We start from the raw sequence: 24,857 nt of genomic DNA, 5'->3' as shown, positions 1-24,857 counted from the left end.
GATGCGCTCGCCCTTGCTCTCGCCGCTGTTCGCGGCCGTCGCCTCCGCCGCGCTGATGCTGTTGGTCGGCCTCGCCCCGTCGAGTGCCGAGCCGATCAATCCTGTCGCCTACTCGCCGCTATCGTCCACCGTCTCGCCCGGCGCTCCTGTTGTCGAGTCGCCTCCGCCGGTCAGGGCCGTGCCGGGCAATTCCTACGCCGCCTTCGTGGCCGAGGCGTCGCACCGCTTCGGCGTGCCGGAGAGCTGGATTCGCGCCGTCATGCGCGTCGAGAGCGCCGGGGATCCCAGCGCCACGTCGCACAAGGGCGCGATGGGCCTGATGCAGGTCATGCCGCAGACCTGGGCCGAGTTGCGTGCCCGATACGGCTTCGGTGCGAACGCCTACGATCCGCGCGAGAGCATCCTGGCAGGCGCTGCGTATCTGCGGGAGATGCACGACCGCTACGGCACGGTCGAAGGCATGCTCGCCGCCTACAATGCCGGTCCCGGGCGCTACGACGACTATCTGACACGAGGCCGACCGCTGCCGTGGGAGACGCAGAACTACGTCGCCATGATCGCTCCGGTCATCGGCGGCGCGGTATTTCCGATGTCGGCCGGCGCGCCAGTCGCTCGCGTCACGAACCCGCTCGCTGCGCCGATCTTCGTTAGCCGCGCGGGCAGCCTGGGTCCGTCGGCGGTGCAAACGGCCGCCGTTCCGGGCGGCGCGCTCACCGCTGAGGAAGCACAGTTCATGGCCACGCTGACAGCCAGGTCTGCGTCGCTCGGAGCGCCGTCGGCGCGCAATCCGGCAGCCAATCCATCCGCCACCGCCGTGCAGACGGAGCGCACCGCCAGCGCCAATGAACTGCAGCCTGCATCCCCCTCCGGCGGCCTGTTCGTGCCGCGATCTCAGCCGGAGCCGCATCCATGAGCCGCTCAAGCACCCATCGCATTCTGTCGCAGTCCATCGCACGCTGGGCAGGGAGGCAGGCTGGGAGGGAGACCCCGACCGACCGATGGCAAGATAAAGGCCGCGATGTGCGCGGCGGTCGGTCGGGGGTCGAGGCACGGCAAAACAAGCACTTGGCACGATGTGCGCCGGGAGCCCGCAGCCTGTGCAAACGCCGCAACGCCTGGAAATTCTCGCAATTCCGCACCTCGCGCCGGATCGCACCATGAGCCGCGACGACGATCTGCGCATCCGCCCCGGGCGCATCCGCTCGACGCGGGCGCCGCGCACCAAGCCGTTCATCACGCAAGCGCTGGCCGCGGCCGAGAAGGCGGGCGGCGTTAGGCAACGGGGCTCGCGCTCAGGCGCCGGCCGCAGCGCGTTCGGACGCGGCCGGGCGGCCAGCCTGCGGGCGGGCAGCGGGCTTGGCCGCCACGCTCGGCTGGTGACCGTGAAGGCGCGGGTGGTGCGGCATGGCGCCAAGCGCGCGCCGCTCACCGCGCACCTCAACTATCTCCGGCGCGACGGCGTCACCCGCGATGGCTCGCCCGGCCGGATGTTCGATGCCGCCAGCGACGACGCCGATCACAAGGCGTTCGCCGGGCGGTGCGAGGAGGACCGGCACCACTTCCGCTTCATCGTCTCGCCGGAGGACGCCGGTGAGCTCGCGGACCTTCGGGCCTACACGCGCGATCTGATGGCGACCGCCGAGCGCGACCTCGGGACAAAGCTCGACTGGATCGCGGTCGATCACTGGAACACCGAGCACCCGCACGTCCATGTACTCGTGCGAGGACGGGCCGAGGACGGCCAGAACCTCGTTATCTCGCGCGACTATATCGGCCAGGGCCTACGCGCCCGCGCGTCCGAGCGGGCAGCGCTCGAGCTGGGGCCGCGCACTGAGCAGGAGATCCGGCGCGGCCAGGAGCGCGAGGTGGAGGCGGAGCGCTGGACCGGGCTCGACCGCCAGCTCGCGCGCGAGACGGTGAACGGCGTCGTCGACCTTCGGCCCCGGTTCGGCGAACGGCCCAACGAGATGCACGGGCTCAAGGTGGGACGGATGCGGAAGCTGGAGGCGCTCGGGATCGCCGAGCCGCTCGGCCCCGCACAGTGGCAGCTCCCCGACACCGCCGAAGCGAGCTTGCGCGAGCTGCAGCTTCGCGGCGACATTATCGCGCGCCTGCACCGAGAGATGGGGGATCAGGGCTTCGAGCGCAGCCCCGCCACCTTCGTACTCGACGGCGCCGCGGCGGGGGCGCCCGTGCTCGGTCGGCTCTCAGCGCGTGGGCTCGATGACGAACTCGCCGGCTCGGCGTTCGTTGTGATCGACGGCGTGGACGGGCGCGCGCACCACATCCGTCTGCCCGACTTGGACGCGGCGAGCGATGCGCCGGTCGGCGCCGTGGTCGAGGCGCGCTGGACCGAAGCAGCCGAGGGTAAGCGCCCCCGGCTGCTGGTGGCCGTGCGATCGGACTTCAGCTTGGAGGCGCAGGTGACAGCGGAGGGGGCGACCTGGCTCGACCGCCAGCTCGTAGGCCGCGCGCCGGCGGCGCGGGCCGACAGCGGCTTCGGCCGGGAAGTGGAGGAGGCGCTGCAACGGCGGGCCGATCATCTCGCGACCGAGGGCTTGGCGCGGCGGCAGGGCCGGCAGGTGGTGTTCGCGCGCGACCTGCTCTCGACGCTTCGGCGGCGCGAGCTCGACGGGGCGGCGGCGCGGATCGCGGCCGAGACCGGCCTTACCCATCAGCCCGCGGGCGAGGGCGAGCATGTCGCGGGCGTGGTGCGCCGGCGCGTGGCCCTTGCCTCTGGTCGCTTCGCGATGCTCGACGACGGCATGGGTTTTCAGCTCGTACCGTGGAGCGATCCACTGGAGAAGCGACTCGGCCAGCAGGTCGCGGGCGTGGCGCTGTCGGGCGGAGGCGTCGACTGGAGCTTCGGCCGGAAGCGGGGGCTGGGGATCGGATGAGGCCGGGGCGGCATCTGCGCGATTGCCTAGCCGTTCGCGCGACGCCCCCTCGAAGGGTCTTGCGCGGTCCGCCGCACGAACTCTGTCTGCTCCGAGATCATCGTTAGCTGGGGAGCGGCTGTGTACGCCACCAAGATCCTTTGGGGCCAGGTCATCACCGTCAGCCTGATCGCGCTGGCCTTTGTCTGGGGCGCGACGCAGTGGACGGCCTGGCGGTTGGGCTTCCAGCCGCAGCTCGGGCCGCCCTGGTTCGAGCTTGGCGGCTGGCCCGTCTATCACCCGCCGTCATTTTTCCTGTGGTGGTATTGGTACGACGCCTACGCGCCGGACATCTTTGTCGAGGGGGCGATCATCGCTGGGTCGGGCGGCTTCGTCACGATCGCGGTAGCGATCGCCATGTCGGTGTGGCGGGCGCGCGAAGCAAAGGACGTAACAACCTACGGTTCGGCGCGCTGGGCCAACGAGCGCGAGGTCCGCGCGGCGGGCCTCCTCGGCCCCGACGGCGCCGTGCTCGGTCGGCTCGGCCGCGACTATCTTCGCCACGATGGCCCGGAGCATGTGCTCTGCTTCGCCCCGACCCGGAGCGGTAAGGGCGTGGGCTTGGTCGTACCGACGCTGTTGACCTGGCCGGGCTCCGCCATCGTCCACGACATCAAGGGCGAGAACTGGGGCCTCACGGCTGGCTGGCGCGCGCGGTTCGGGCGCGTGCTCCTGTTTGACCCGACCAACGCAGCAAGCGCGGCCTACAACCCGCTGATCGAGGTCCGCCGCGGCGACTGCGAGGTCCGCGACGTCCAGAACATCGCCGACATCCTCGTCGACCCGGAGGGGAGTATCGAGCGCCGGAACCACTGGGAGAAGACAAGCCACGCGCTGCTTGTCGGCGCCATCCTCCACGTCCTCTACGCCGAGAAAGACAAGACGCTCGCCGGCGTCGCCACTTTCCTCTCCGATCCCAAACGCCCGATCGAGTCGACGCTCAAGATCATGATGGCGACGCCGCACCTTGGAGACAGTCCGCATCCGGTGGTCGCCAGCGCCGCGCGCGAGCTCCTGAACAAGTCCGAGAACGAGCGGTCTGGCGTGCTCTCGACCGCCATGTCGTTCCTGGGCCTCTATCGGGACCCGGTGGTGGCGCAGGTGACGCGGCGCTGCGACTGGCGCATCGCGGACCTCGTCGAGGACGATCGCCCGGTCACGCTCTACCTGGTCGTGCCGCCGAGCGACATCTCGCGGACCAAGCCGCTGGTCCGCCTGGTGTTGAACCAGATCGGCCGCCGTCTCACGGAAGAGCTGGAGGGCAAGCGCCGCCGGCACCGGCTGCTGCTCATGCTCGACGAGTTTCCGGCGCTGGGACGGCTCGACTTCTTCGAAAGCGCGCTCGCGTTCATGGCGGGCTACGGCCTGAAGAGCTTCTTGATCGCCCAGTCGCTAAACCAGATCGAGAAAGCCTACGGTCCGAACAATGCGATCCTCGACAACTGCCATGTTCGGGTCGCTTTCAGCACCAACGACGAGCGCACCGCCAAGCGTGTGTCTGACGCGCTCGGCACCGCGACCGAGATGCGGGCGATGAAGAACTACGCCGGCCACCGGCTGTCGCCCTGGCTCGGCCACCTGATGGTCAGCCGCCAGGAGACCTCGCGACCATTGCTCACCCCCGGCGAGGTCATGCAGTTGCCGCCGACGGACGAACTGGTGCTCGTCTCCGGCTGTCCGCCGATCCGCGCCAAGAAGGCCCGCTACTTCGAGGATCCGCAGCTGCAGCGCCGCATCCTGCGCCCGCCGACACCCGCCGACCTCACAGGAGATCCGCCACCCGGGCGCGACGATTGGAGCGCCGCACCCCCGATCGCGGCGCCCCCGCAGGCGCTCGCGGCCGAGCGGGCGGGCGACGAAGATCAGGCGGAGCCCAATGCGGGCCTGCGGCGCGAACCAAACCTGCCGGAGCAGGTGGCGCTCGCGCCAGAGGATGCCGAGGTGCGCCGCGAGTTCGCATTCGACAAGGACGGCGAGGACGAACCCGACGACGAGGCGGTCAGGGCTCGAACGTTGCAGCGCCGCTTCCGCGCCGTGGCGCGACAGGCTGCGCTCGACCCCGGTGACGGCATCGAGCTGTAGGAGCCGGGCATGCGCAAACACCGTCTGTCAGTTTATCTCGAGCCGGAGATCATGCGGGCGCTCGCCGCCTATGCCGAGCGTCGCGACCGCTCCCTGTCGCTCGTCGCCGAGGCGGCGATCGCCTCTTTTGTGACGCCGGACGAGACGGAACGGCAGGAGGCCGCCATCGCGGCGCGCCTGGACAGGCTTTCGCGCGCCGTCGAGCGGCTCGAGCGCGATCAAACCATCACGATCGAGACGCTGGCGCTGTTCGTGCGCCACTGGCTGACCGTCATGCCGAGCTTGCCGGAGCCGCACCAGGAAGCGGCACGCGCCAAGGGCGGCGAGCGCTACGAGGCCTTTCTCGAGGCGCTCGGGCGTCGGTTGGCGAAGGGTTCGCCATTCCGCCGCGAGGTCTCTACAGAGGTCGAGGGCGACCCGACGCTTCCCGCTGGATAAGCTGAACTCAGCCTATGGATCAGGAAGACGACCGTTCGCTTTCAGCGGTCTTCCTGGAGCGCGCCGAGGAATTCCTGAGCGGCGCCGCCAGCGCGGGCGGCCGTACGGGTGCGGACATGACGGAGCCCGTGCTGCACCTGACTTGCTGCGCCCTGGAATTGTCGCTGAAGGCCGTCGTCCTGCACCATGACGGAAGCGATGAACGCAACCGCGTCGAGATCCGCCACAGTCTAACCAAGGCTCTCGCCGCCGCGGACCGGGCCGGCTTCAGAGCCGTGCCGGGACTTGCGGCTGCAGCACGACACCTCAGCCATTCTTACGAGACGCATGGCTTACACGCCCTCGCAACGGCTTTCTCCCCCGACGACGTCTCGTCCCTTATCTCCATGTCACGAGCGCACATCGAATCTGTCCGAGCTCACATGGCCTCGCCGGCAGCTTCGCGACCGATTCCCTGACGCGAAAGCGTGGGCGGCTCCACACGACTTTTTCCGAGACTGTCGGCTTCGCACCCGGCCTGCCTTTCTACGCTACGGCACTACGCCTCCATTTCCCTGTTGCCCGGCGTGAGATCCGCGTCTTCTTAATCGTCCCCGTTCCGAAGAGCCGCGATCCGAGCGGCCACAAGTTACGGGGGCGCACGTGTCCGCACAAATCATCCGTGCTGAAGCCAGCGCACGCGGCGCCAGGATGCTGCGCACCGCGCTCGGGCCGTCGATCGCCACCTGGCTCGAGGAGCCCGCTGTTGTCGAGGTGATGCTCAACCCCGACGGCCGGCTCTGGGTCGACCGGCTTACGGCCGGCCTCGCCGACACCGGCGAGCGGCTCTCGGCCGCCGACGGCGAGCGCATCGTGCGGCTCGTCGCTCACCATGTCGGCGCGGAGGTTCATCCAGGCAGCCCGCGCGTCTCGGCCGAACTGCCCGAGACGGGCGAGCGCTTCGAGGGCCTGCTGCCGCCCGTCGTTCAGGCGCCGACCTTCGCGATCCGCAAGCCTGCGGTCGCGGTGTTCACGCTCGGCAACTACGTCGACGCCGACATCATGTCCGCCGGGCAGGCCGAGGTGCTGCGCAAGGCGGTGGGCGCGCGCAAGAACATCCTGGTCGCCGGCGGCACGTCCACCGGCAAGACCACGCTCACCAACGCGCTCCTGGCGGAAGTCGCCAAGACATCCGACCGGGTGGTCCTGATCGAGGACACGCGCGAGCTGCAATGCGCCGCGCCGAACCTCGTCAGCTTGCGCACCAAGGACGGCGTCTGCTCGCTCGCCGATCTCGTGCGCTCATCGCTCCGCCTGCGCCCAGACCGCATCCCGATCGGCGAGGTGCGCGGGAGTGAGGCGCTCGACCTCCTTAAGGCCTGGGGCACCGGCCATCCCGGCGGCATCGGGACGATTCACGCCGGCTCCGCCCTCGGCGCGCTGCGCCGCCTCGAGCAGCTCATCCAGGAAGCCGTCGTCACCGTCCCGCGCGCGCTGGTTGCCGAGACCATCGACGTCATCGCCGTGCTCTCGGGCCGCGGCGCCGATCGCCGCCTCTCAGAACTCACGCTGGTCGAAGGGCTGACCTCGGCCGGCGACTACGACCTCACCCCCGCAGGAGACCTTGCATGACTCCCCGTCTTCGTCATCGCCTGCTCGGCGCCGCCTCGTTCCTGGCGGTCGCCGCGTTGTCCGCGCCGGCCTACGCCGCCGGATCGAACATGCCCTGGGAAGCGCCGCTCCAATCGATCCTGGAATCGATCGAAGGCCCCGTGGCCAAGATCATCGCGGTGATCATCATCATCGTGACCGGCCTGACGCTCGCCTTCGGCGATACCAGCGGCGGCTTCCGGCGGCTGGTGCAGATCGTCTTCGGCCTGTCGATCGCGTTCGCGGCCTCGTCCTTCTTCCTGTCGTTCTTCTCCTTCGGCGGCGGGGCGCTCGTCTGATGCAGGCCGCCGCCGATCCCGTGCCCGGCTTCACAGCGCCCGTCCATCGGGCGCTGACTGAGCCGATCCTGCTCGCCGGCGCGCCGCGGGCGGTCGCGATCGCTAACGGCACGCTCGCCGCCGCGATCGGCCTGGGCCTGCGGCTGTGGATCGCCGGGATCGTCATCTGGCTGATCGGGCACGTGGCGGCGGTGTGGGCGGCCAAGCGCGACGCGCAGTTCGTCGACGTCGTGCGCCGGCACCTGCGCTACCCCGCGCATCTCGGGGTCTGAGGCCATGCTGAATCTCGCCGAGTACCGCAAGCGGCCGCAGGCGCTCCCCGACTTCCTGCCCTGGGGGGCGCTGGTCGAGGACGGCGTTGTCCTCAACAAGGACGGGAGCTTCCAGCGCACGGCGCGGTTTCGTGGTCCGGATTTGGACTCGGCGACAGCGTCCGAGCTGGTCGGGGCCTCGGCCCGACTCAACAATGCGCTGCGGCGGCTCGGCTCCGGATGGGCGGTATTCGTCGAGGCGCAGCGCCATCCGGCCGACCGCTATCCCGACAGCCGCTTCCCCGATGCAGTGTCGGCGCTGGTCGATGCCGAGCGCAAGGCGCAGTTCGAGGAAGCCGGCGCCCACTTCGAGAGTTCCTACTTCATCACCTTCGTCTGGCTACCGCCGGCCGAGGACGCGGCGCGCGCCGAAGGCTGGCTTTACGAGGGTCGGAGCCAAGGCTCGCATCTCGACTGGCGCGAGCACCTGACGGGCTTCGTCGACCGCACCGACCGCGTGCTCGACCTGATTGAGGGCTTCGTGCCCGAGGCGCGCTGGCTCACCGACGCCGAGACGCTCACCTACCTGCACGCCTGCGTCTCGACCAAGCGCCAGCGGGTGCGCGTTCCGGAGACGCCGATGCACCTCGATGCGCTCCTCGCCGACGAGCCGCTCGCCGGAGGCTTGGAACCGCGGCTCGGCGGTCATCACCTGCGCACGCTCTCGGTCGTCGGTTTCCCGACCGCGACCTTCCCGGGGATCCTCGACGACCTGAACCGGCTCGCCTTTTCGTACCGCTGGTCGACCCGCGCCATCTGTCTCGACAAGACGGACGCGACGAAGGTGCTGACCCGCATACGCCGGCAGTGGTTCGCCAAGAGAAAGTCGGTCGGCGCGATCCTCAAGGAGGTGATGACCAACGAGGCCTCGACGCTGCTCGACACCGACGCCGCCAACAAGGCGCTCGACGCCGACGAGGCGCTGCAGGAACTCGGCTCCGACCTCGTCGGCGCGGTCTACGTCACCGCCACGGTCACCGTCTGGGACGAGGACGCCCGCACCGCGGACGAGAAGCTGCGCCTCGTCGAGAAGGTGGTCCAGGGCCGCGACTTCACGGTGATCCGCGAGGGCGTCAATGCCATCGAGGCCTGGCTCGGGAGCCTGCCGGGCCACCTCTACGCCAATGTCCGCCAGCCGCCGATCTCGACGCTCAACCTCGCCCACATGATCCCGCTCTCGGCGGTGTGGGCGGGGCGGGAACGGAATGAGCATCTGAGCGGCCCGCCGCTGTTCTTCGCCAAGACGGAAGGGTCGACGCCGTTCCGCTTCTCGCTCCACGTCGGCGATGTCGGCCACACGCTGGTGATCGGCCCGACCGGCGCCGGCAAGAGCGTGCTGCTCGCGCTGATGGCGCTGCAGTTCCGGCGCTACGCGGGCGCGCAGGTGTTCGCCTTCGACTTCGGGGGCAGCATCCGCGCGGCCGCGCTCGCCATGGGCGGCGATTGGCACGACCTCGGCGGTGCGCTCTCCGATGACGCCTCCGAGCCGGTCGCCTTGCAGCCCCTCAGCCAGATCCACTCTTCCGACGAGCGTGGATGGGCGGCGGGCTGGCTCGCGGGGGTGCTCGGCCGTGAGGGCGTGACCGTCACGCCAGAGGTCAAGGAGCACCTCTGGTCGGCGCTGGTGTCGCTGTCGTCAGCCCCGGTCGAGGAGCGCACCCTCACCGGCTTGTCGGTCCTGCTGCAGTCCAATGACCTGAAACGGGCGCTCCAGCCCTATTGCGTCGGCGGACCGTGGGGCCGGCTGCTCGATGCCGAGGCCGAGCGGCTGGGCGAGGCCGACGTGCAGGCCTTCGAGACCGAAGGGCTGATCGGCACCGGCGCGGCCCCCGCCGTCCTCGCCTACCTCTTCCACCGTGTCGAGGGGCGGCTCGATGGCCGCCCGACGCTGATCATTGTCGACGAGGGTTGGCTCGCGCTCGACGACCCGACCTTCGGCGGCCAGCTCCGGGAGTGGCTGAAGACGCTCAGGAAGAAGAACGCCGCCGTCGTCTTCGCCACTCAATCGCTCTCGGACGTCGATCGCAGCGCCATAGCGCCGGCGATCGTGGAGAGCTGCCCGACGCGGATCTTCCTGCCCAACGAGCGCGCGGTCGAACCACAGATCGCCGCCATCTACGACCGCTTCGGCCTCAACGCCCGGCAGGTGGAGATCATCGCAAGGGCGACCCCGAAGCGCGACTACTACTGCCAGTCCCGACGCGGCAACCGGCTCTTCGAGCTCGGCCTATCCGACGTGGCGCTCGCCTTCTGCGCCGCCTCGTCGAAGACCGACCAGGCCGCCATCGCGCGGGTGCTCAGCGAGAGCGGCCGCGACGGGTTCGCCGCGGCCTGGCTCGCCCACAAGGGCCTCGCCTGGGTCGCCGACCTCCTCCCCACCGCAGCCAAGGAGCATGCACGATGAAGACCAAGCCTAAACTCCTGCGCGCGGCGCTCGTCGCCGGCGTCACCTTCGCCCTGCCGTTCGCCAGCTCGATGACGAGCGCGCCGCCGGCGCACGCCATCACCGTGTTCGATCCGTCGAATTACGCGCAGAACGTCATCCAGGCCGCGCGCGCCTTGCAGCAGATCAACAACCAGATCACCTCGCTCCAGAACGAAGCGCAGATGATCTTGAACCAGGCGCGCAACCTCGCGAGCCTGCCATACTCCTCCCTGCAGCAGCTTCAGCAGTCCGTGCAGCGGACCCAGCAGCTTCTCGGCCAGGCGCAGCGCATCGCCTACGACGTCCAGAACATCGAGCAGCAGTTCCAGCAGAGCTACGGCAAGGGCGGGTTCGGCTCCGCCACCGACGCCGAGCTCGTGAACGGCGCGCGCGAGCGCTGGCGGACTTCGGTCGCCGGCTTCGAGGATGCGTTGAAGACCCAGGCGACCGTGGTCGGCAACCTCGACACCGCGCGCGCGCAGCTCTCGGCGCTGGTCTCCGCCAGCCAGGGTGCGACCGGCGCGCTTCAGGCGACGCAGGCCGGCAACCAGCTCGTCGCGCTCCAGACGCAGCAACTCGGCGACCTGACGGCGCTGATGGCCGCCCAGGGCAGGGCGCAGGCGCTGGAGCAGGCGCGTCTGGCGGCCTCTCAGGAGCAAGCGAGGGAACAGCTCCGCCGCTTTCTCGCGCCCGGCGCCGGCTACCAGCCGACCGCCGTGCGGATGTTCCACGGCAACTGAGATCGGGCGATGCGTCTAAGCCCCCAGACGCTCGCCCGCGTCGCCGCCGTGGCCCTCGTCGTCGTCGCCGCTGCGGTGGCGGCGGTGCGGCTCGGCGGCGGTCCGGCCGGGGAGGAGAAGGAGGTCCGCGTGCATCCCCGGCCGGACGACCCTTTGGCTGCGGACCTCCTCCGCTGCGCCGAGCTCGGCCGCGCGGCCCAAGACGACTGGCTGTGCAAGCGCGTTTGGGCCGAGAACCGCCAGCGCTTCCTCACGCCTGGGAAGCCAGCGGCACCGGGTAAGCCTGTCGAGATGTTCCCGAGCACTCCCACGTGGCCCAAGGACCAGTCCCGTCTCCAGAACGGCGCCGCCGCGTCGCCCGACCAATCCCGGCCTTCGGCCGACCGGCCGAAGGACGAGTAAGCCATGGGCGGCACCGGCGTCATCGACCGCTTCCTCGAGGTCTTCACCCGTTACATCGATTCCGGCTTCGGCCTGCTCGGTGGCGAGGTGGCGTTCCTCGCTACCACCTTGATCGTCATCGACGTGACGCTGGCGGCCCTGTTCTGGGCCTGGGGCGCGGACGACGACATCCTCGCGCGGCTTATCAAGAAGACGATCTTCGTCGGCGTCTTCGCCTACATCATCGGCAACTGGAACAACCTCGCCCGCATCGTCTTCGAGAGCTTCGCCGGCCTCGGACTTCAGGCCTCCGGCGGCTCGGTCAGCTCGGCCGAACTGCTCCAGCCCGGCCGCGTCGCCCAGGTCGGGATCGACGCCGGCCGGCCGATCCTGGAGTCGATCTCCGGGCTCATGGGCTACATCAGCTTCTTCGAGAACTTCATCCAGATCGTCGTCCTCTTGTTCGCCTGGGCGATCGTCCTGCTCTCCTTCTTCATCCTGGCGATCCAGCTCTTCATCACCCTGATCGAATTCAAGCTAACCACGCTCGCCGGCTTCGTGCTTATCCCGTTCGGGCTGTTCGGCAAGACCGCCTTCCTGGCCGAGCGCGTGCTCGGCAACGTCGTGGCCTCTGGCGTCAAGGTGCTCGTCCTCGCCGTCATCGTCGGCATCGGCTCGACGCTGTTCGGCGAGTTCACCGCCGGCTTCGGTGGCGCCCAGCCGACGATCGAGGACGCCATGGCCGTGGTGCTGGCAGCCTTGTCGCTCCTCGGCCTTGGCATCTTCGGACCCGGTATCGCCAACGGCCTGATCTCCGGCGGGCCACAGCTCGGCGCGGGTGCCGCGGTGGGCACCGGTCTCGCCGCAGGTGGTGCGCTTGTCGGTGGCGCCGCCGCTGCCCGGCTCGGCGCCGGAGCGCTCGCGGGTGCGGCCCGTGGCGGCGCGTCCGTGGCCGGCGGCGCGGTCGGCGCGTATCGAGCGGGATCCGGCGGTCAGAGCGGCCTCGGTGGCGTGGCGGCCGGGACGGGAGGCGTCGCCAAGGCCGGCGCCATGGCGGCATCGAGCCCGCTGCGCCGCGCCGCCGCCTCGATGCGCGAGAGCTACGTCGCCGGGGGCCAGGCGGGCGCGTCCTATGCCGGCGGCCCGCCCGCGTCGGCCGCCACGGCGAGCGCCTCCGGCTCGCCCGACGGCCCGCCGGCCTGGGCGCAGCGCATGCGGCGCCAGCAATCCATGAGCCACGGGGCGACCGCCGTCGCCCATGCCGTCAAGTCTGGCGACGCAGGCGGCAGCGGCACCTCCATCAGCCTGTCCGAGAAGGAGTGAGGATGTTCAAGCGAGCGAGCGTCCGCTACGGCAAGACGCCGGAACCCGAGACCCCGTATCAGCGCGCCGCGCAAGCCTGGGACGAGCGCATCGGCTCGGCCCGCGTGCAGGCGCGGAACTGGCGGCTCATGGCCTTGGGCGAGCTGGCGCTTGTCGCCGGCTTCTCGGCCGCGCTGGTCTTCCAATCCGCCCGCGGCACCGTCACGCCATGGGTCGTGCAGGTCGATCGGCTGGGCCAAGCCCAAGCCGTCGAGCCGGCGGTCGCGGACTACCGCCCGACCGACCCGCAGATCGCCTGGCACCTCGCCCGCTTCATCGAGAACGTCCGCTCTATCCCGGCGGACCCGATCGTGCTCCGCCAGAACTGGCTCAAGGCCTACGACTTCACGACCGACCGCGGCGCGGCGGCGCTCAACGACTTCGCACGAGCGAACGACCCTTTCGCAAGGGTCGGCCGCGAGCAGGTCGCGGTCGAGATCTCCAGCGTCATCCGCGCGTCCGAGAACAGCTTCCGCGTCGCCTGGGTTGAACGCCGCTACCAGGAGGGACAGCTCGCGGCGACCGAGCGCTGGACCGCGATTCTGACCGTGGTGCTTCAGACCCCGCGCGACGCCGAGCGCCTGCGCAAGAACCCCCTCGGCGTCTACGTCCATGCCCTCAACTGGTCCCGGGAGCTCGGCCAATGACCCCGCCGCACATCCGTCGAGCCGGCACGGCGGCTCTCCTGCTTTCCGGTTTTGCGCTTGGCGGTTGCCAGACCTTCAAGCCGCCGGCCATCGACTACGACGCCAGCGTGCCGCCGCTGCCCACGCCCGTTGCGGCGACCGTGCAGGACACAGGACCCCGGCCGCTGCACCGCCCGCCCGCGGTCACGCCGTCCCGCGGCGGTCCGGCCGGCGGCAGTGAGGCGAGCGACCCCTTGGAGCGGGTCGCCGTGGCGAACCGCGCCGCTCGCATCGAGCCTCGCCGCGAGGGCTACTTCAACGCCGTCCAGGTCTACAGCTACAGCCCCGGCGCGCTCTACCGGATTTACGCCTCGCCTGGACGAGTGACCGACATCGCGCTCGAGTACGGGGAGCAACTCACCGGCACGGGGCCCATCGCGGCCGGCGACACGGCGCGCTGGATCATCGGCGACACCACGAGCGGCTCGGGCGAGACCTGGCGCGTCCATGTGCTCGTGAAGCCGACCCGGCCCGACATCGACACCAACCTCGTCATCAACACCGACCGGCGCACCTACCATCTCGAGCTGCTTGCGCGCGAGCGCACGCACATGCCCTCGGTGGCCTGGTTCTATCCGCAGGACCCAACGCGTCCCCGAACCGCCGTGCCGACCACGCCGGCACCACCCGATCCGGCGAACGTGCGCTTCCGCTATGCGATCGAGATCCAGGGCGATCCTCCTCCTTGGCGGCCACAGCGCGTCTTCGATGACGGGCGCAAGGTCTACATCGAGTTCGCGCCCGGCATCGTCCAGGGCGAGATGCCGCCGCTGTTCGTGATCGGCGCCGACGGCAAGTCCGAGGTGGTCAACTATCGCGCCTACCGGAACTACCTGATCGTCGACCGGCTGTTCGCGGCCGCGGAGCTGCGGCTCGGATCGGGGAAGAGCCAGCAGGTGGTGCGTATCGTGCGAACGGACGGGAGGCCGACGTCGTGACTGAGGAACGCCCGAACGGGGAGAAGGAGATAGCCCAGGAGCTGCGGCTGCGGCCTGAGCCGCCGCGGGTGACGCGGCTGTCGCGCAAGGTGCTGACGGCACTGGGTGCGGCGGCTGGCCTGGGCATCGGCGGCGCGCTGCTCTTTGCGCTCCAGACGCGCGACGGCGACGCGCCGGCCGAGCTCTACAACACCGACCGCAAGCCCACGGCCGATGGTCTCGCGACCTTGCCGCGTGACTATGCGGGGTTGCCGAGGGACGTGCCGCAGCTCGGCCCGCCGCTGCCCGGCGATCTCGGCCGTCCGATCGTCTCGGCCCAGAACCGGGGCCAGCCCGTGCCGGTGCCGCCTGCGGCCGCACCGCCGGTGCCGCAGGTCGATCCGGCCGAGCAGCGGCGGCTGCAGGAAATGGAGGCGGCGCGCGTGAGCCGGCTGTTCGCGCAAACGGAAGGTGCGACCCAGCCCTCCGCTCAGATCGGCAGCGCCGGCGGGGATGGGACGCAGACCGCAGAGCGCCGCACCACGGACGAGGCGTTCGTGCAAAACGGTCAGGACCGGAAGCTCGCCTTCCTCAACGCCGCCGTCGACCGCCGCACGGTCAGCCCGGACCGCGTCCGCGCGCCGGCGAGCCCTTACGTCCTCCAGGCCGGCAATGTCATCCCGGCGGCGATGGTCACCGGCTTGCGCTCCGACCTGCCGGGCCAGGTGGTCGCGCAGGTGACGGAGAACGTCTACGACAGCCCGAGCGGCCGCTATCTGCTCATTCCGCAGGGCTCGCGGCTCGTCGGTCAGTACGATGCCCAGGTCAGCTTCGGCCAGTCACGCGTGCTGCTCGTCTGGAACCGGCTGCTGCTCCCGAACGGCCGCTCGATCGTGCTGGAGCGCCAGCCGGGCGCCGACAATTCCGGCTATGCCGGGCTCGAGGACGGCGTGAACTACCACTGGGGCCGGCTGTTCATGGCCGCTGGCCTCGCAACCTTGCTCGGGGTCGCGACCGAACTCGGCCAGGACGGCGAGGACGAGATCGCCCGCGCCATCCGCGAAAGCGGCCAGGACACGGTCGGCCGCGCCGGCGACCAGCTCGTGCGCCGGCAGGTGAACGTGCAGCCGACGCTCACAATCCGGCCCGGCTTCCCCGTGCGGGTGATCGTCACCCGAGACCTCGTGCTCGAACCCTACAGGGGCTGACCGATGACAAAGCTGAAGCTCGGGCCGCTGGTCGAGGAGAAGCCGGTGCGGCTCACGGTCGAGCTGCCGGCGCAGGTCCACCGCGACCTCGTCGCCTATGCCGAGATCCTGCAGCGCGAGACCGGCCAGGCGGCCGAGCCGGCGAAGCTCGTCGCGCCGATGCTGGCGCGGTTCATGGCGACCGACAGGGTATTCGCCCGCATGCGGCGGAGCCAAGACGCTCGATCGACCACACCGTTGTCAAATCGCACCCAGCAGCATCGTGGAGATCGGAGTGAACCAAGCGAGTAGACGCTTGGCCGATCCGAAGCAGTGGTCCTTCAGACGGTCGCGCAGCATCGCAACCAGACGTCCGCGCACAGGGTTGTCGTTATCGGCGAGCCAAGCTGCCGTAACGGGCACAAAGGCATCCGTCTCCGCGATTGGACGAAAGGCCACGCCTGGATAACGCGCACCGGTGGCCGTCTCGCCCAGCACTGTCATCCCGAAGCCGAGGCCGACAAGGCCGAGCAGGACCTCTCGCGACACAAAATGCTGATCGGCAGGCAGGTAGCTGTCCCGGGCGATTCGCCCAGCCAGAAACGTGTAGAGCACGGCGCCCGTCTCCCACGTCCGGACGACGAGCCGAGTGTCGGCCAGCTCGCGCCACGTTACCGTTTCTTCCGCGGCCAGCGCGTGGTCCTCTGGGAGGGCGGCTATTAGCCTCTCATCCCATAGGTGCAGTGTCTGAAATTCGGGGGACGTAACTCCGAGCACCGTGACGGCGAGATCGATTCGGTGCTCGCGCAAGGCCGACAGCAGGTCTGGAGGATTGCCTTCGTACAACTCGATTGTGATGTCCGGCGCCTCAGCCCTCAAGGCGGCCAGAGCCTCGCGCAGGGGACCCGAGCTTAGGGATGTGTAGAAGCCGAGCGGCAGCTTCCCAGCCTCGGTCCGTGCAATTCGGCTGATGCTTGTGAGCGCGCGGTCTACTTCGAACATGATCCGGCGTGCTGAACGAAGGAGCTCCTGGCCCGCATGGGTGAGGCGCACGCCTCGGGCATGGCGCTCGAACAAGTTGGTATGAAGACGATCCTCGAGCTTCTGAACCTGTTGGCTCACTGTCGGCTGGATGACCCCGAGTGCCGCGGCCGCACCGCTGAAGCTGCCTGCGTCCGCCACCGCTATGAAGTAGCGAAGCTGGCGGAGTTCCACGGATCGCCTCCCGTCAGCCTCTATGCTGTTTCCGCCAGGAAGCGGTGGGCGAAGGTGACGGCCATCGCGCCTTCACCCACCGCCGAGGCAACCCGCTTGACGGAGTTGTGCCGCACGTCGCCTGCCGCGAACGAGCCCGGCACGCTCGTCTCGAGGAAGAAGGGCGCCCGCTCGAGCGGCCACTGCTCAGGCGGCCGCACCTCGCGGAGAAGGTCGGGACCGGTCACGAGGAAGCCCTGGCGGTCCCGGATGATGGCGGTGTCCTTCGCCCATTCGGTATGCGGCACCCCGCCGATGCACACGAAGAGCCGCTTGGTGTCGACCCATGCGCTCTCATCGGTGCCCATGTCCTTGAGCTCGACCCGGCGCAGCACGGTGTCGCCTTCGAGGCCTGCAACCTCGACGTTGAACCGGACATCGACGTTGGCCGCTTCCCGGATACGCTCGATGAGGTAGGCCGACAGCGAGGACGCCAGGTCGGGGCCGCGCACCAGCATGGTGACCTGCGCGGCATGTTCGGCAAGGTGCATCACCGCCTGACCCGCCGAGTTGCCGCCGCCCACCACGTAGACGTGCTTGTTGCGGCACATCGGCGCCTCGCTCGCGCCGGCGCCGTAGTAGAGGCCGGCGCCGAGGAACCGGCTCTCGTCCGGCAGGCCGAGACGCCGCCACTCGACGCCCGTCGCGCAGATGTTCGCGCGGGCCACCATCTTCGAGCCGTCGGCCATGTCGACATAGATGCGTTTGTTCTTGAACTCCGCCTTGATGCCCTCGCGCATCATGAGGAGCTCGCAGCCGAACTTCACCGCCTGCTGGCGGGCGCGCTCGGCCAGATCGGCGCCGCTGATCCCGCGCGGGAAGCCCATGTAGTTCTCGATGAGCGAGCTCGATCCTGCCTGGCCGCCGACCGCGTGGCGCTCGATCAGGACGACGCGCAACCCTTCGGAGGCCGCATAGACGGCCGCCGACAGCCCGGCGGGTCCGGCGCCGTAGATGGAGAGGTCGTACTCGCGCAGGCGCGGCTGCGTCACCCATCCGAGGCGGTCCGCGATCTCGCGGACCGTCGGAGCGAACAGGCGGGCGCCATCCGGCAGCTCGACCACCGGCAGGCGAACATTGGCGAGCTCAGGCAGACCCAGCTCGCGCCGGCAGTCTTCGTCGGAGGCAAGCTCAATCCACTCGAAGCCGACAACGCTGCGCATCAGGAAGTCGCGGACCACGTACGCCTCGGCGCTGTCCGCGCGACCGAAGAGGCGCACCTTCGTCGCCGCCTCTTCACCCGGCCGCTGAGGTGCATCCGCTGTGATTGTTGCCATGCTCGTCTCCCGTCAGGCCCACGCCACCCGGCGGCCAAGCGCGAGGCCGTAGTGCGACATCGCTTGGCCGCCAGCGAGGCGATCCGCCTCCCAGCGCACGAGTTCGGTGTCGAAATCCGCCCGCCAGGCCTGCGCTGCCAGCGCGAGCGCCCGCGCGTCGTCAGCGGCCTTAGCGGTCGCCCCGGCGGTGTGCGGGCGAACGATGAAGGCGGCGTCGCCGACGAGGCACACGCGCCCGAACAGCATCCGCGGCACGGCCAAGTCCAGGATTACCTGGACGAACGGCTCCGGCGTCGCGGCGATCAGCTTGGCGAAGCGCGGGTGCAGCTCTCCGACAGCCGCCTCGCGCATGCGCGCCGCCACCGCCGGGGCGACCCGCCCCTGCGGCACGGACCCAGCCCGGCGCTCGCCGGCGTCGTCGGTCAGGATCTCGTCGAGCTCGGGGCCCTCATCGACATGCACGTACCAGACCCAGTTCAGCCGCCGCTCGCCGGGCTGCGTCCGCGCCTCGGCGCCGGGGATGAAGTAGCAGAGCGCATGCCCGCCGGCGCGGGCGTCCGAGAACGTGAAGCTGTCGTCGAAGAAGTCGACGAGATCGGCCGGGGCGTCGCTTTCGTCGAGGGTTCCACGCCAGGCGATGTAGCCGGCATAGTGCGGAGCGACCTGCGGCAGGAGGCGGCCGCGTGCCGCCGAGCGCCATCCGTCGGCGCAGACCAGAAGATCGGCCTCCGCGTTCCGGCCGTCGCCGAGCCGCACCGTTACCGGCCCGCCGTTCGGCTCCTGGTCGAAGCCCGTGACCTCGACGCCGCGATGGCAGTGTTCGTCGGGAAACGCCGCGACCAGCGTCCGGTAAATCGCCTCCCAGGAGGTGAAGCGCTGAGGCATGGCGCTCAGCGCGCCCGACCCGCCGTCCGGCGACAGATATTGACGGTGGGTGCAACGGGTCATCGGCAGCGCCGGCGCGCCGACCTGGCTGAGCAACGCCGTCAGCGAGGGTTGCACGACAATGCCGGCGCCCCGGCTCGTCATCTGATGCGGAGTGCGCTCGTAAACCTCGACGGCGCTCCCGACCGAGCGGAGCGCGGTCGCAGCCGCCAGGCCGCCGATCGAGCCGCCGGCGATGGCGACCCGCAGGCCGTCGGCTTCATGGCCGCGCATCGGCCCGATCCTCAGCACCGGGCGCGACGGCTGGTGTCTGCGGCGCCGTCGCCAGCTCGCGCAGGGCGCGCACGACGAGCGGGGTGCGCTGCGCCCCTGAGAACAACACGAGATCCCCGACCATCACCGTCGGCACGCCGCTGACGCCGAGCGACCGCGCCGCCATTTCGTGCCCGATAACGTCGGCAAGCCCGTCGTCGCCATCGAGAAGCGCCAGCACGCGGGCCTCATCCAGGCCGGCGCTCGTGCCGATATCCGCGAGCACGACCTTGTCCCCGATGTCGCGGCCCTCGTGGAAATAGGCCGCGAAGAGCGCCTCGACGACACGGTTCTGAAGGGCGGAGCCACCCACCTCGCCGGCGAGCCAGATCAGCCGGTGCGAAGCGCGCGTGTTGGGGGTACGGGTGATGCGGTCGTGCCGGAACGCGATGCCCTCGCGCGCGCCCTCGGCGGCGACCTGTGCGTCGAGCGCCTGGCTGCGCTCCCAGCTCCCGAACTTCGCCGCGCGATAGGTCCGCCGGTCCATGCCGGCCGTCGGCATTTCTGGATTGAGCTCGAAGGGCAGCCAGCGCAGCGAGATTCCAAGGCCTTCGGCCGCGAGCGCCTCGATCGCCCGCTCGATTCGCCGCTTGCCGACATAGCACCAGGGACAGATCGTGTCGGAAACCACGCTCAGCTCGAGCCGCGGACCGGGCAGCCCCGTCTCGGACGAGGCGCGCCTTGTCTCGGTGGTGCAGCCCTCGCTGCAAACGCCGGCATCAGCCATTGACGTCATTCGGGCCTCCTGTGCCGTGAGACTTGGAGCACGTTGCCCCAAGCTATGTTCCAGGTAACGATCATGCTAGTAGTCACCCAAAGGTAACCTGAGGCGCTAGGCCCGGAGTGGCACCATGACTGACGACGGCCCCGGCGAGGTGCTGGACGAGCGCTATCCGGCGCGGCGCGTGCTGAACCTCATCGCCGACAAATGGACGCCGATCGTCCTCTACTGCCTCGCGGGCGGGACGCGCCGCTTCGGCGAGATGCAGCGGCGGATCCCCGGTTTGTCGAAGAAGATGCTGATCCAGGTGCTGCGCGGCCTCGAGCGCGACGGCCTCGTCCACCGGGAGGTATTCCAGGTCGTGCCGCCCAAGACCGAGTACACGCTGACCGAGCTCGGGCGGCGGCTCCACGAGCCGGTCGCGATGTTGTGCCGGTGGGCCGCCGACCATGTGGAGGAGCTTGACGCGGTCGAGCGCAACCGGGGAAGCAAGTCCGCTATCTGAGCAGGCCAGATTCAGGCGCCCGACACGCCATCCGGAGGTGTCGGCGGGGCCCATGTTCGGCATCTTCATCTTGCGCCTCGCCTCCATCTGCGTCAGCGGGCTGTACGGCGTGAAGCAGCATCGCGAAGTGCGTTCTGATCAAACGACCGCTGAGGACTGGCGTCACATCACTGCCACGCATGATGTTGCGGGTGCGGTCACGTTCGTGCGCCGCTGTATACGGCCTTGCCAAAATGAACGCCGGCCTGACGAGCTTGAATCCGGACGCACTGTCCTGTACCGTTCGGTAAAGATCGGAATGGGCGGTACAGATCCTCGAGAGATCCCCGCCACCCACCGACTGAACGGCGGAGGCTGCTGACAATGCTGCTCACGACGCGGCGAGATCTCAACGCGTGGGGCGCACTCACCTGCGGACGCCCAGTCCGCCGCCTATCCACCTTCGATACCAGCCCAGCAATGGGCTTGGCCGACGCACCTTGCGCTCGCGGCAAGACGAGGTGGTAGGCGATGCCAAGGACGGTTGCGGAGCGAACTGACGCCCTGCCGGCTCTGGCCGAGGTCTTCCGTGAGCACGGCTACGAGGGGGCGAGCCTCTCCATCATCGGGAAGGCGACAGGACTCGGCAAAGGCAGCCTCTATCACTTCTTCCCGGGCGGCAAGGAAGAGATGGCCCGGGCGGTGCTCGCCGAGATTGATGGCTGGTTCGAGGGCCACGTGTTCGCGCCGCTGCGCGAGGATGCGCGGCCGCGCGAGACGGTCGCGGCGATGTTCGACGCCGTTGAGACCTATTTCCGCTCCGGCGATCGGGTGTGCCTGGTCGGCGCGCTCGCACTGGGCGAAGTCCGCGAGCGGTTCGGCGACTCCGTCAAGAGCTACTTCGAGCGCTGGCTCGACGCGCTGTCGCTCGCTTTGGTGAGAGCAGGGTGGTCCGGAAACGACGCTCGGGCGCTGGCCCAAGAGGCCGTCGTCGGGATTCAAGGCGCCATTGTTCTCACCCGCGCCCTCGACCGCCCCGACCTGTTTCAGCAGATCGTCGCGAGGCTGCGCGAACGACTGGACCCGTCGTCCGATGCTGGGCCTTTCGGGAGCGCCTCATGACCCCTGCACCCCGGTTCGCTGATCGGTCCTACGACAGCTTTGGAGCGTTCTATCGCGATGTTTACGGTCATGCCGTCTCCGACCTGCGACGAGTCGGGCGCGTTGGAGCGACCCTCGTCGCCGCCACCCAGCAAGCAGGCGACTGGTCTGATGCCCCCGTGCCCGAGCTTGTCGTCACCCGGCTCACGACGGCGCCGGTTCGCGCCTCAATGGATCTGGGCGCGGGACGGTTCAGCGGCACTCAGCTTCAAGGGCAGTTCATCGTCGTCGCGCCGGCCGTCGCAACCACGATCCTTATGGACGGCAGGCACGGTCTCACCGCGATCGCGATTCCCTATCGCAGTTTGCTTGCCCTAGCGGGAACTGAAAGCGGGCTGCCGCAGGACGGCGATTTCGGCCCCCTCCACACCCGTTACAATCAAGATTGCGAGGTCGCCCGGCTCATCGGCCGGCTTTGGACCGAAGCGAAATCCGAATTTTCCCATGCGGCCCTGTATGCCGATGGCGCCCTGCTTCAGCTCGCGGGCGCTCTGCTCCGTCTGCGTGATCGGGCGAGTCGAAACGCCTCGACCGTTCTTGCGCCATGGCAGGCCAAGCGCGCGACCGCCTTTCTCGCGGACAATCTCGCCTCCGACGTCGGGCTCTGCGAACTCGCGGCGACGGTAGGCTTGTCGCCGTATCACTTCGCGCGCGCCTTCAAGGCCACCGTCGGCGAGCCGCCGCATCGCTACCTGATGACTCTGAGGGTGGAACGAGCGAAGCAGATGCTGGCAGGCACGGACGAGCCGGTGACGACGATCGCGCACGCCTGCGGCTTCGCCTCATCGCAGCATTTTGCGGCCGTGTTCCGGCGGCTGGCCGGCGTCACGCCGACGGAATACCGACGCCAAGCCCGGCTTTGAGCGGCATCAGGGGGCGACGTCGCTTCCCTCGCTCGGCTCGACTAAGACCAGCGCCTCCCGCACGGATGCGGCAAGCATTCCCTGCAGGGGGCACTCGCGGCGAATGGCGGCGAGCGCGGCGGCGGCGCGTTCGTGCGCGTAGAGTCGCCGGTCGAGCACGAGGCAGGTCGCGTTATCCTCGATGTCCTCCAGCGCGGGGCGGATGCAACGGATGAGCCCCGTCACCGTTGCGTGGTCGGCCTCCAGACACCGCGCCATCTCTCGCGCGACCGGAACGCCCCGCTCTTCGGCGATGGGCGACAGCGCAATCAGGTCAGCGAACCCGGCGGGCGCGAAGAGCCCGAGCGCGCGGATGCGCGCCGACAAAGGGACGAAGGAGCGCCGAAGCTCATTCGCCTGGGCGCTCAGCAACCCGCCGAGGGCGATACTCTCACGGCCTTCGATGTTCCAGCTGAAGCCCTGCGTCTTCATCCAAACCACCGCGGTCGACGCGAGCACTTTCGCCACACCAGCCGCTGCAACGCGCCGGTCAGCCAGTGGGATGGCGTAGTGTCGGTCCATACGAGTCTCCGGCAGGCTGGCGCGGCATCTCGAGCGCCTGGCCTGCCTTGGGGGAGTCGGGGGCGCTCTTCAGGGCAGGGACGCTCGCAGCGTGCGAAAGCCGTTTCCGTCTTCGAGTCCGCGCGGCGCCTGTGCCGAGGCATTCGGCTCGAGCCATGCGAGCCGCTGGCGCGCTCTCCGGGCCCGCCAGCGGATCACGTCCAGATGTCCCGAGGTGAGAGGAAATGACCCGCCAGTTGCGAGTTCCAGAACCGTCGTCCGCTTGTCCTCGAGATCGCTGACGAGCCGGGTGATCTCTTCGGCGTGCGCCCGTAGCACCGGCCCGGCGTCTTCGCCATGGGCCATCGCTCTGAGGATCTGAACGATCCTCGCGACGGGCAGGTTTAGCTCGCGCGCCCAGCGAATGAAGGAGAGCAGAGCGACGTCGCTCGCGTCGAAATCTCTGTATCCCGCTTCGCTTCGGCCGACACCGCCGAGCAGACCCACGCTTTCGTAGTAGCGGATCATCTTGGCGGACAGTCCGCTCCGCTTCGCTGCATCACTGATGTTCACCTCAGCCTCCCGGCCGGGGAACCGCCTGGGAGGCTGAGTGTCGCTCTGGCCGCGACGGTCTGGAGCCTCTTGAACACATGCTGGCGGTCACTCCCGCGGCTACGCCGACGATTTGAGACGTCGCAGTTATCCCTGCGTGCTCGGCGTGTGCGGTCAGGATTGTGCTCGGCTGTACACGTCCTTGCGGAAACCTGCGTCGGGCTAGGTGCTTCCGTCGTGGCTGGGCCGAAGGCGCGTCGCTCCGGGCTTGACCTTACAACCGTGGCAAACCTCAGAGAAACCGAGGCAGTCGGAGTCGCTGCCGCTCATCATCGCGGGAGGATCATTGAGCATGACAACTGCCGAGGCCAGAAAGGCAACGCTCTTCCGAATGGTGACGCCGGAGCACATCTGCCCGTTCGGCCTCAAGGCCCGTCATCTCCTGAAGAACAAGGGGTTCGACGTCGATGACCGCTGGCTCCGGTCGCGCGCCGAGGCCGACGCCTTCAAGGCCGAGCACGGAGTCGAGACCACGCCCCAGACCTTCATCGGCGGCAAGAGGGTCGGCGGCTATGACGACCTGCGCCGCCTCTTCAAGATGGACGTACCCGATCCGAACGCCGTGAGCTATCGGCCCGTGATGGCCGTCTTCGGCGTGGCCGCGCTTATGGCGCTTGCGACGGGCTGGGCCGCGGACGGCGAGTTGCTGACGGTGCGAGCCGCGGAGTGGTTCATCTCCTTCAGCATGTGTATCCTCGCCATGCTGAAGCTCCAGGACGTCGAGAGCTTCTCGAACATGTTCCTGAACTATGACCTCCTGGCTCGCCGCTGGGTGCCGTATTCCTACATCTACCCGTTCGCGGAGCTGATAGCGGGCGTGCTGATGGTCGCAGGCGCGTTGATGTGGCTCTCCATCCCCGTCGCGGCCTTCATCGGGACGGTCGGCGCCGTGTCCGTCTTCAAGGCGGTCTACGTGGACAAGCGGCAGCTCAAATGTGCCTGCGTCGGCGGCAGCAGCAAGGTTCCGCTGGGCTTCGTCTCGCTCACCGAAAACGTCATGATGGTGGCCATGGCGGCATGGATGTTGCTCCGTGCCCATTGAGCCAAGGCACCAAATACTTCGATGAGCGTGCGCACCGCATTAAGCAGGTGAGCGGGCCAGCGCGGGCAGGGTCGGGTTGGTTTCGTCCGACCCTCAAGTCCCAGCACTTTCGGCGTAGGAGCAAGCTAGAGTAGGCTGGCGTGCAAACGCGAAGGCAGTGGGAAGACCGGCAGCTATTTCATAGCGCTGCAGCGAGAACGAAGTTCGCATCTTCGTCGACGATGGGGCGCCGTTTCGGCGTAGGGCGACAGGATGATCTCGAGTAAGGCGGCGCGCCTGAGCGTAGACGATCGCTTCATGGCGTAGGAGGCGC

At 69.1% G+C, this 24,857-nt stretch carries 27 protein-coding genes; 21 read left to right on the top strand and 6 right to left on the bottom strand.

Translation table 11 applies throughout. The annotated features are described in order from the left end of the window. The first annotated feature begins 1 nt into the window (after position 1). From TMO_RS11085 to TMO_RS30390, 16 genes are all read left to right on the top strand, one after another. Positions 2 to 913 (top strand): lytic transglycosylase domain-containing protein, encoded by a 912-nt coding sequence (locus TMO_RS11085; protein ID WP_014745714.1) that lies wholly within the window; start codon positions 2 to 4, stop codon positions 911 to 913. 244 nt (positions 914 to 1,157) lie between these two features. Then, a complete protein-coding gene (locus tag TMO_RS11080) occupies positions 1,158 to 2,897 on the top strand; it encodes a relaxase/mobilization nuclease domain-containing protein (protein ID WP_041604922.1) in 1,740 nt (579 codons plus the stop codon). A gap of 120 nt (positions 2,898 to 3,017) precedes the next feature. After that, complete coding sequence (locus TMO_RS11075; protein WP_014745712.1) at positions 3,018 to 5,018, top strand: conjugal transfer protein TraG; 2,001 nt, start codon at positions 3,018 to 3,020, stop codon at positions 5,016 to 5,018. Positions 5,019 to 5,027: 9 nt separating this feature from the next. Further along, complete coding sequence (locus TMO_RS11070; RefSeq protein WP_014745711.1) at positions 5,028 to 5,456, top strand: hypothetical protein; 429 nt, start codon at positions 5,028 to 5,030, stop codon at positions 5,454 to 5,456. Positions 5,457 to 5,470: 14 nt separating this feature from the next. Beyond that, positions 5,471 to 5,914 (top strand): hypothetical protein, encoded by a 444-nt coding sequence (locus TMO_RS11065; RefSeq protein ID WP_041604921.1) that lies wholly within the window; start codon positions 5,471 to 5,473, stop codon positions 5,912 to 5,914. A 232-nt stretch (positions 5,915 to 6,146) separates the two neighbouring features. Continuing rightward, positions 6,147 to 7,067: a P-type conjugative transfer ATPase TrbB gene (trbB, locus tag TMO_RS11060; protein ID WP_014745710.1), complete on the top strand. Its 921-nt coding sequence runs from the start codon at positions 6,147 to 6,149 to the stop codon at positions 7,065 to 7,067. Then, entirely contained in the window at positions 7,064 to 7,384 is a 321-nt protein-coding gene (locus TMO_RS11055) for a TrbC/VirB2 family protein (protein WP_014745709.1), read from the top strand. Before trbB ends, TMO_RS11055 begins: the two co-directional genes overlap by 4 nt. Further along, on the top strand, positions 7,384 to 7,656 hold the full coding sequence (locus tag TMO_RS11050) for a VirB3 family type IV secretion system protein (protein ID WP_014745708.1): 273 nt from the start codon (positions 7,384 to 7,386) through the stop codon (positions 7,654 to 7,656). The genes TMO_RS11055 and TMO_RS11050 overlap by 1 nt, the downstream gene beginning before the upstream one ends. A 4-nt stretch (positions 7,657 to 7,660) precedes the next feature. Continuing rightward, on the top strand, positions 7,661 to 10,099 hold the full coding sequence (gene trbE / locus TMO_RS11045) for a conjugal transfer protein TrbE (protein WP_014745707.1): 2,439 nt from the start codon (positions 7,661 to 7,663) through the stop codon (positions 10,097 to 10,099). Further along, complete coding sequence (gene trbJ, locus TMO_RS11040) at positions 10,096 to 10,860, top strand: P-type conjugative transfer protein TrbJ (protein WP_014745706.1); 765 nt, start codon at positions 10,096 to 10,098, stop codon at positions 10,858 to 10,860. The genes trbE and trbJ overlap by 4 nt, the downstream gene beginning before the upstream one ends. A gap of 9 nt (positions 10,861 to 10,869) precedes the next feature. Further along, positions 10,870 to 11,262 (top strand): putative entry exclusion protein TrbK-alt, encoded by a 393-nt coding sequence (gene trbK-alt, locus TMO_RS11035; RefSeq protein WP_051045371.1) that lies wholly within the window; start codon positions 10,870 to 10,872, stop codon positions 11,260 to 11,262. A gap of 3 nt (positions 11,263 to 11,265) precedes the next feature. Further along, the gene (gene trbL / locus TMO_RS11030; protein ID WP_014745705.1) at positions 11,266 to 12,564 is read left to right on the top strand and encodes a P-type conjugative transfer protein TrbL; all 1,299 of its coding nucleotides are present in this window, start codon (positions 11,266 to 11,268) and stop codon (positions 12,562 to 12,564) included. A gap of 2 nt (positions 12,565 to 12,566) precedes the next feature. Further along, on the top strand, positions 12,567 to 13,250 hold the full coding sequence (gene trbF, locus TMO_RS11025; protein ID WP_014745704.1) for a conjugal transfer protein TrbF: 684 nt from the start codon (positions 12,567 to 12,569) through the stop codon (positions 13,248 to 13,250). Next, positions 13,247 to 14,227 carry a P-type conjugative transfer protein TrbG gene (gene trbG / locus TMO_RS11020; RefSeq protein WP_051045370.1) on the top strand — a complete coding sequence of 327 codons (981 nt, stop codon included), beginning with the start codon at positions 13,247 to 13,249 and terminating at the stop codon, positions 14,225 to 14,227. Before trbF ends, trbG begins: the two co-directional genes overlap by 4 nt. Further along, the gene (locus TMO_RS11015) at positions 14,224 to 15,414 is read left to right on the top strand and encodes a TrbI/VirB10 family protein (RefSeq protein ID WP_041604920.1); all 1,191 of its coding nucleotides are present in this window, start codon (positions 14,224 to 14,226) and stop codon (positions 15,412 to 15,414) included. The genes trbG and TMO_RS11015 overlap by 4 nt, the downstream gene beginning before the upstream one ends. 3 nt (positions 15,415 to 15,417) lie before the next feature. Next, the gene (locus tag TMO_RS30390; RefSeq protein WP_014745701.1) at positions 15,418 to 15,705 is read left to right on the top strand and encodes a DUF2274 domain-containing protein; all 288 of its coding nucleotides are present in this window, start codon (positions 15,418 to 15,420) and stop codon (positions 15,703 to 15,705) included. Here the strand turns inward: TMO_RS30390 and TMO_RS11010 are convergent. The 4 genes from TMO_RS11010 to TMO_RS10995 are packed head-to-tail and all read right to left on the bottom strand — an operon-like array spanning position 15,655 to position 19,857. Beyond that, positions 15,655 to 16,608: a LysR substrate-binding domain-containing protein gene (locus TMO_RS11010; protein ID WP_041604919.1), complete on the bottom strand. Its 954-nt coding sequence runs from the start codon at positions 16,606 to 16,608 to the stop codon at positions 15,655 to 15,657. The genes TMO_RS30390 and TMO_RS11010 overlap by 51 nt on opposite strands. Before the next feature lie 20 nt (positions 16,609 to 16,628). Continuing rightward, positions 16,629 to 17,924 (bottom strand): FAD-dependent oxidoreductase, encoded by a 1,296-nt coding sequence (locus TMO_RS11005; protein WP_014745700.1) that lies wholly within the window; start codon positions 17,922 to 17,924, stop codon positions 16,629 to 16,631. Positions 17,925 to 17,936: 12 nt separating this feature from the next. Next, a complete protein-coding gene (locus TMO_RS11000; protein ID WP_014745699.1) occupies positions 17,937 to 19,082 on the bottom strand; it encodes a hypothetical protein in 1,146 nt (381 codons plus the stop codon). Beyond that, positions 19,069 to 19,857, bottom strand: coding sequence for a DsbA family oxidoreductase (locus TMO_RS10995; RefSeq protein ID WP_014745698.1), 789 nt, complete (start codon positions 19,855 to 19,857; stop codon positions 19,069 to 19,071). The genes TMO_RS11000 and TMO_RS10995 overlap by 14 nt, the downstream gene beginning before the upstream one ends. Positions 19,858 to 19,972: 115 nt before the next feature. Here TMO_RS10995 and TMO_RS10990 point away from each other — a divergent pair, with 115 nt between their 5' ends. From TMO_RS10990 to TMO_RS10980, 4 genes are all read left to right on the top strand, one after another. Continuing rightward, positions 19,973 to 20,347 carry a winged helix-turn-helix transcriptional regulator gene (locus TMO_RS10990; RefSeq protein WP_014745697.1) on the top strand — a complete coding sequence of 125 codons (375 nt, stop codon included), beginning with the start codon at positions 19,973 to 19,975 and terminating at the stop codon, positions 20,345 to 20,347. A gap of 52 nt (positions 20,348 to 20,399) precedes the next feature. Continuing rightward, positions 20,400 to 20,708, top strand: coding sequence for a hypothetical protein (locus TMO_RS31225; RefSeq protein WP_145978114.1), 309 nt, complete (start codon positions 20,400 to 20,402; stop codon positions 20,706 to 20,708). Positions 20,709 to 20,857: 149 nt separating this feature from the next. Next, entirely contained in the window at positions 20,858 to 21,448 is a 591-nt protein-coding gene (locus tag TMO_RS10985; RefSeq protein ID WP_014745696.1) for a TetR/AcrR family transcriptional regulator, read from the top strand. Then, a complete protein-coding gene (locus TMO_RS10980; RefSeq protein WP_051045369.1) occupies positions 21,445 to 22,350 on the top strand; it encodes an AraC family transcriptional regulator in 906 nt (301 codons plus the stop codon). Before TMO_RS10985 ends, TMO_RS10980 begins: the two co-directional genes overlap by 4 nt. Positions 22,351 to 22,356: 6 nt before the next feature. On the opposite strand, the gene TMO_RS10975 is transcribed toward TMO_RS10980, so the two are convergent. Both TMO_RS10975 and TMO_RS10970 read right to left on the bottom strand, forming a co-directional pair. Then, entirely contained in the window at positions 22,357 to 22,911 is a 555-nt protein-coding gene (locus tag TMO_RS10975; protein WP_014745694.1) for a Dps family protein, read from the bottom strand. 69 nt (positions 22,912 to 22,980) lie between these two features. Beyond that, complete coding sequence (locus TMO_RS10970) at positions 22,981 to 23,463, bottom strand: MerR family transcriptional regulator (protein ID WP_041604918.1); 483 nt, start codon at positions 23,461 to 23,463, stop codon at positions 22,981 to 22,983. Between the two features lie 331 nt (positions 23,464 to 23,794). Between TMO_RS10970 and TMO_RS10965 the strand changes: the two genes are divergently transcribed. Continuing rightward, on the top strand, positions 23,795 to 24,544 hold the full coding sequence (locus TMO_RS10965; protein WP_041604917.1) for a glutaredoxin family protein: 750 nt from the start codon (positions 23,795 to 23,797) through the stop codon (positions 24,542 to 24,544). Positions 24,545 to 24,857 lie beyond the last annotated feature (313 nt).

Origin of the sequence: Tistrella mobilis KA081020-065, assembly GCF_000264455.2 — a bacterium.
Taxonomy (GTDB): Bacteria; Pseudomonadota; Alphaproteobacteria; order Tistrellales; family Tistrellaceae; genus Tistrella; species Tistrella mobilis.
This window is presented reverse-complemented; position numbering and strand designations above follow the sequence as displayed.

Excerpts from the sequence above, each read along its gene's own strand:
- TMO_RS11085 (WP_014745714.1), top strand. The coding sequence starts at position 2 with ATGCGCTCGCCCTTGCTCTCGCCGCTGTTCGCGGCCGTCGCCTCCGCC.
- TMO_RS11080 (WP_041604922.1), top strand. The coding sequence starts at position 1,158 with ATGAGCCGCGACGACGATCTGCGCATCCGCCCCGGGCGCATCCGCTCG.
- TMO_RS11070 (WP_014745711.1), top strand. The coding sequence starts at position 5,028 with ATGCGCAAACACCGTCTGTCAGTTTATCTCGAGCCGGAGATCATGCGG.
- TMO_RS11065 (WP_041604921.1), top strand. The coding sequence starts at position 5,471 with ATGGATCAGGAAGACGACCGTTCGCTTTCAGCGGTCTTCCTGGAGCGC.
- trbB (WP_014745710.1), top strand. The coding sequence starts at position 6,147 with ATGCTGCGCACCGCGCTCGGGCCGTCGATCGCCACCTGGCTCGAGGAG.
- TMO_RS11055 (WP_014745709.1), top strand. The coding sequence starts at position 7,064 with ATGACTCCCCGTCTTCGTCATCGCCTGCTCGGCGCCGCCTCGTTCCTG.
- TMO_RS11050 (WP_014745708.1), top strand. The coding sequence starts at position 7,384 with ATGCAGGCCGCCGCCGATCCCGTGCCCGGCTTCACAGCGCCCGTCCAT.
- trbE (WP_014745707.1), top strand. The coding sequence starts at position 7,661 with ATGCTGAATCTCGCCGAGTACCGCAAGCGGCCGCAGGCGCTCCCCGAC.
- trbJ (WP_014745706.1), top strand. The coding sequence starts at position 10,096 with ATGAAGACCAAGCCTAAACTCCTGCGCGCGGCGCTCGTCGCCGGCGTC.
- trbK-alt (WP_051045371.1), top strand. The coding sequence starts at position 10,870 with ATGCGTCTAAGCCCCCAGACGCTCGCCCGCGTCGCCGCCGTGGCCCTC.
- trbL (WP_014745705.1), top strand. The coding sequence starts at position 11,266 with ATGGGCGGCACCGGCGTCATCGACCGCTTCCTCGAGGTCTTCACCCGT.
- trbF (WP_014745704.1), top strand. The coding sequence starts at position 12,567 with ATGTTCAAGCGAGCGAGCGTCCGCTACGGCAAGACGCCGGAACCCGAG.
- trbG (WP_051045370.1), top strand. The coding sequence starts at position 13,247 with ATGACCCCGCCGCACATCCGTCGAGCCGGCACGGCGGCTCTCCTGCTT.
- TMO_RS30390 (WP_014745701.1), top strand. The coding sequence starts at position 15,418 with ATGACAAAGCTGAAGCTCGGGCCGCTGGTCGAGGAGAAGCCGGTGCGG.
- TMO_RS11005 (WP_014745700.1), bottom strand. The coding sequence starts at position 17,924 with ATGGCAACAATCACAGCGGATGCACCTCAGCGGCCGGGTGAAGAGGCG.
- TMO_RS11000 (WP_014745699.1), bottom strand. The coding sequence starts at position 19,082 with ATGCGCGGCCATGAAGCCGACGGCCTGCGGGTCGCCATCGCCGGCGGC.
- TMO_RS10995 (WP_014745698.1), bottom strand. The coding sequence starts at position 19,857 with ATGACGTCAATGGCTGATGCCGGCGTTTGCAGCGAGGGCTGCACCACC.
- TMO_RS10990 (WP_014745697.1), top strand. The coding sequence starts at position 19,973 with ATGACTGACGACGGCCCCGGCGAGGTGCTGGACGAGCGCTATCCGGCG.
- TMO_RS31225 (WP_145978114.1), top strand. The coding sequence starts at position 20,400 with ATGTTCGGCATCTTCATCTTGCGCCTCGCCTCCATCTGCGTCAGCGGG.
- TMO_RS10985 (WP_014745696.1), top strand. The coding sequence starts at position 20,858 with ATGCCAAGGACGGTTGCGGAGCGAACTGACGCCCTGCCGGCTCTGGCC.
- TMO_RS10980 (WP_051045369.1), top strand. The coding sequence starts at position 21,445 with ATGACCCCTGCACCCCGGTTCGCTGATCGGTCCTACGACAGCTTTGGA.
- TMO_RS10975 (WP_014745694.1), bottom strand. The coding sequence starts at position 22,911 with ATGGACCGACACTACGCCATCCCACTGGCTGACCGGCGCGTTGCAGCG.
- TMO_RS10965 (WP_041604917.1), top strand. The coding sequence starts at position 23,795 with ATGACAACTGCCGAGGCCAGAAAGGCAACGCTCTTCCGAATGGTGACG.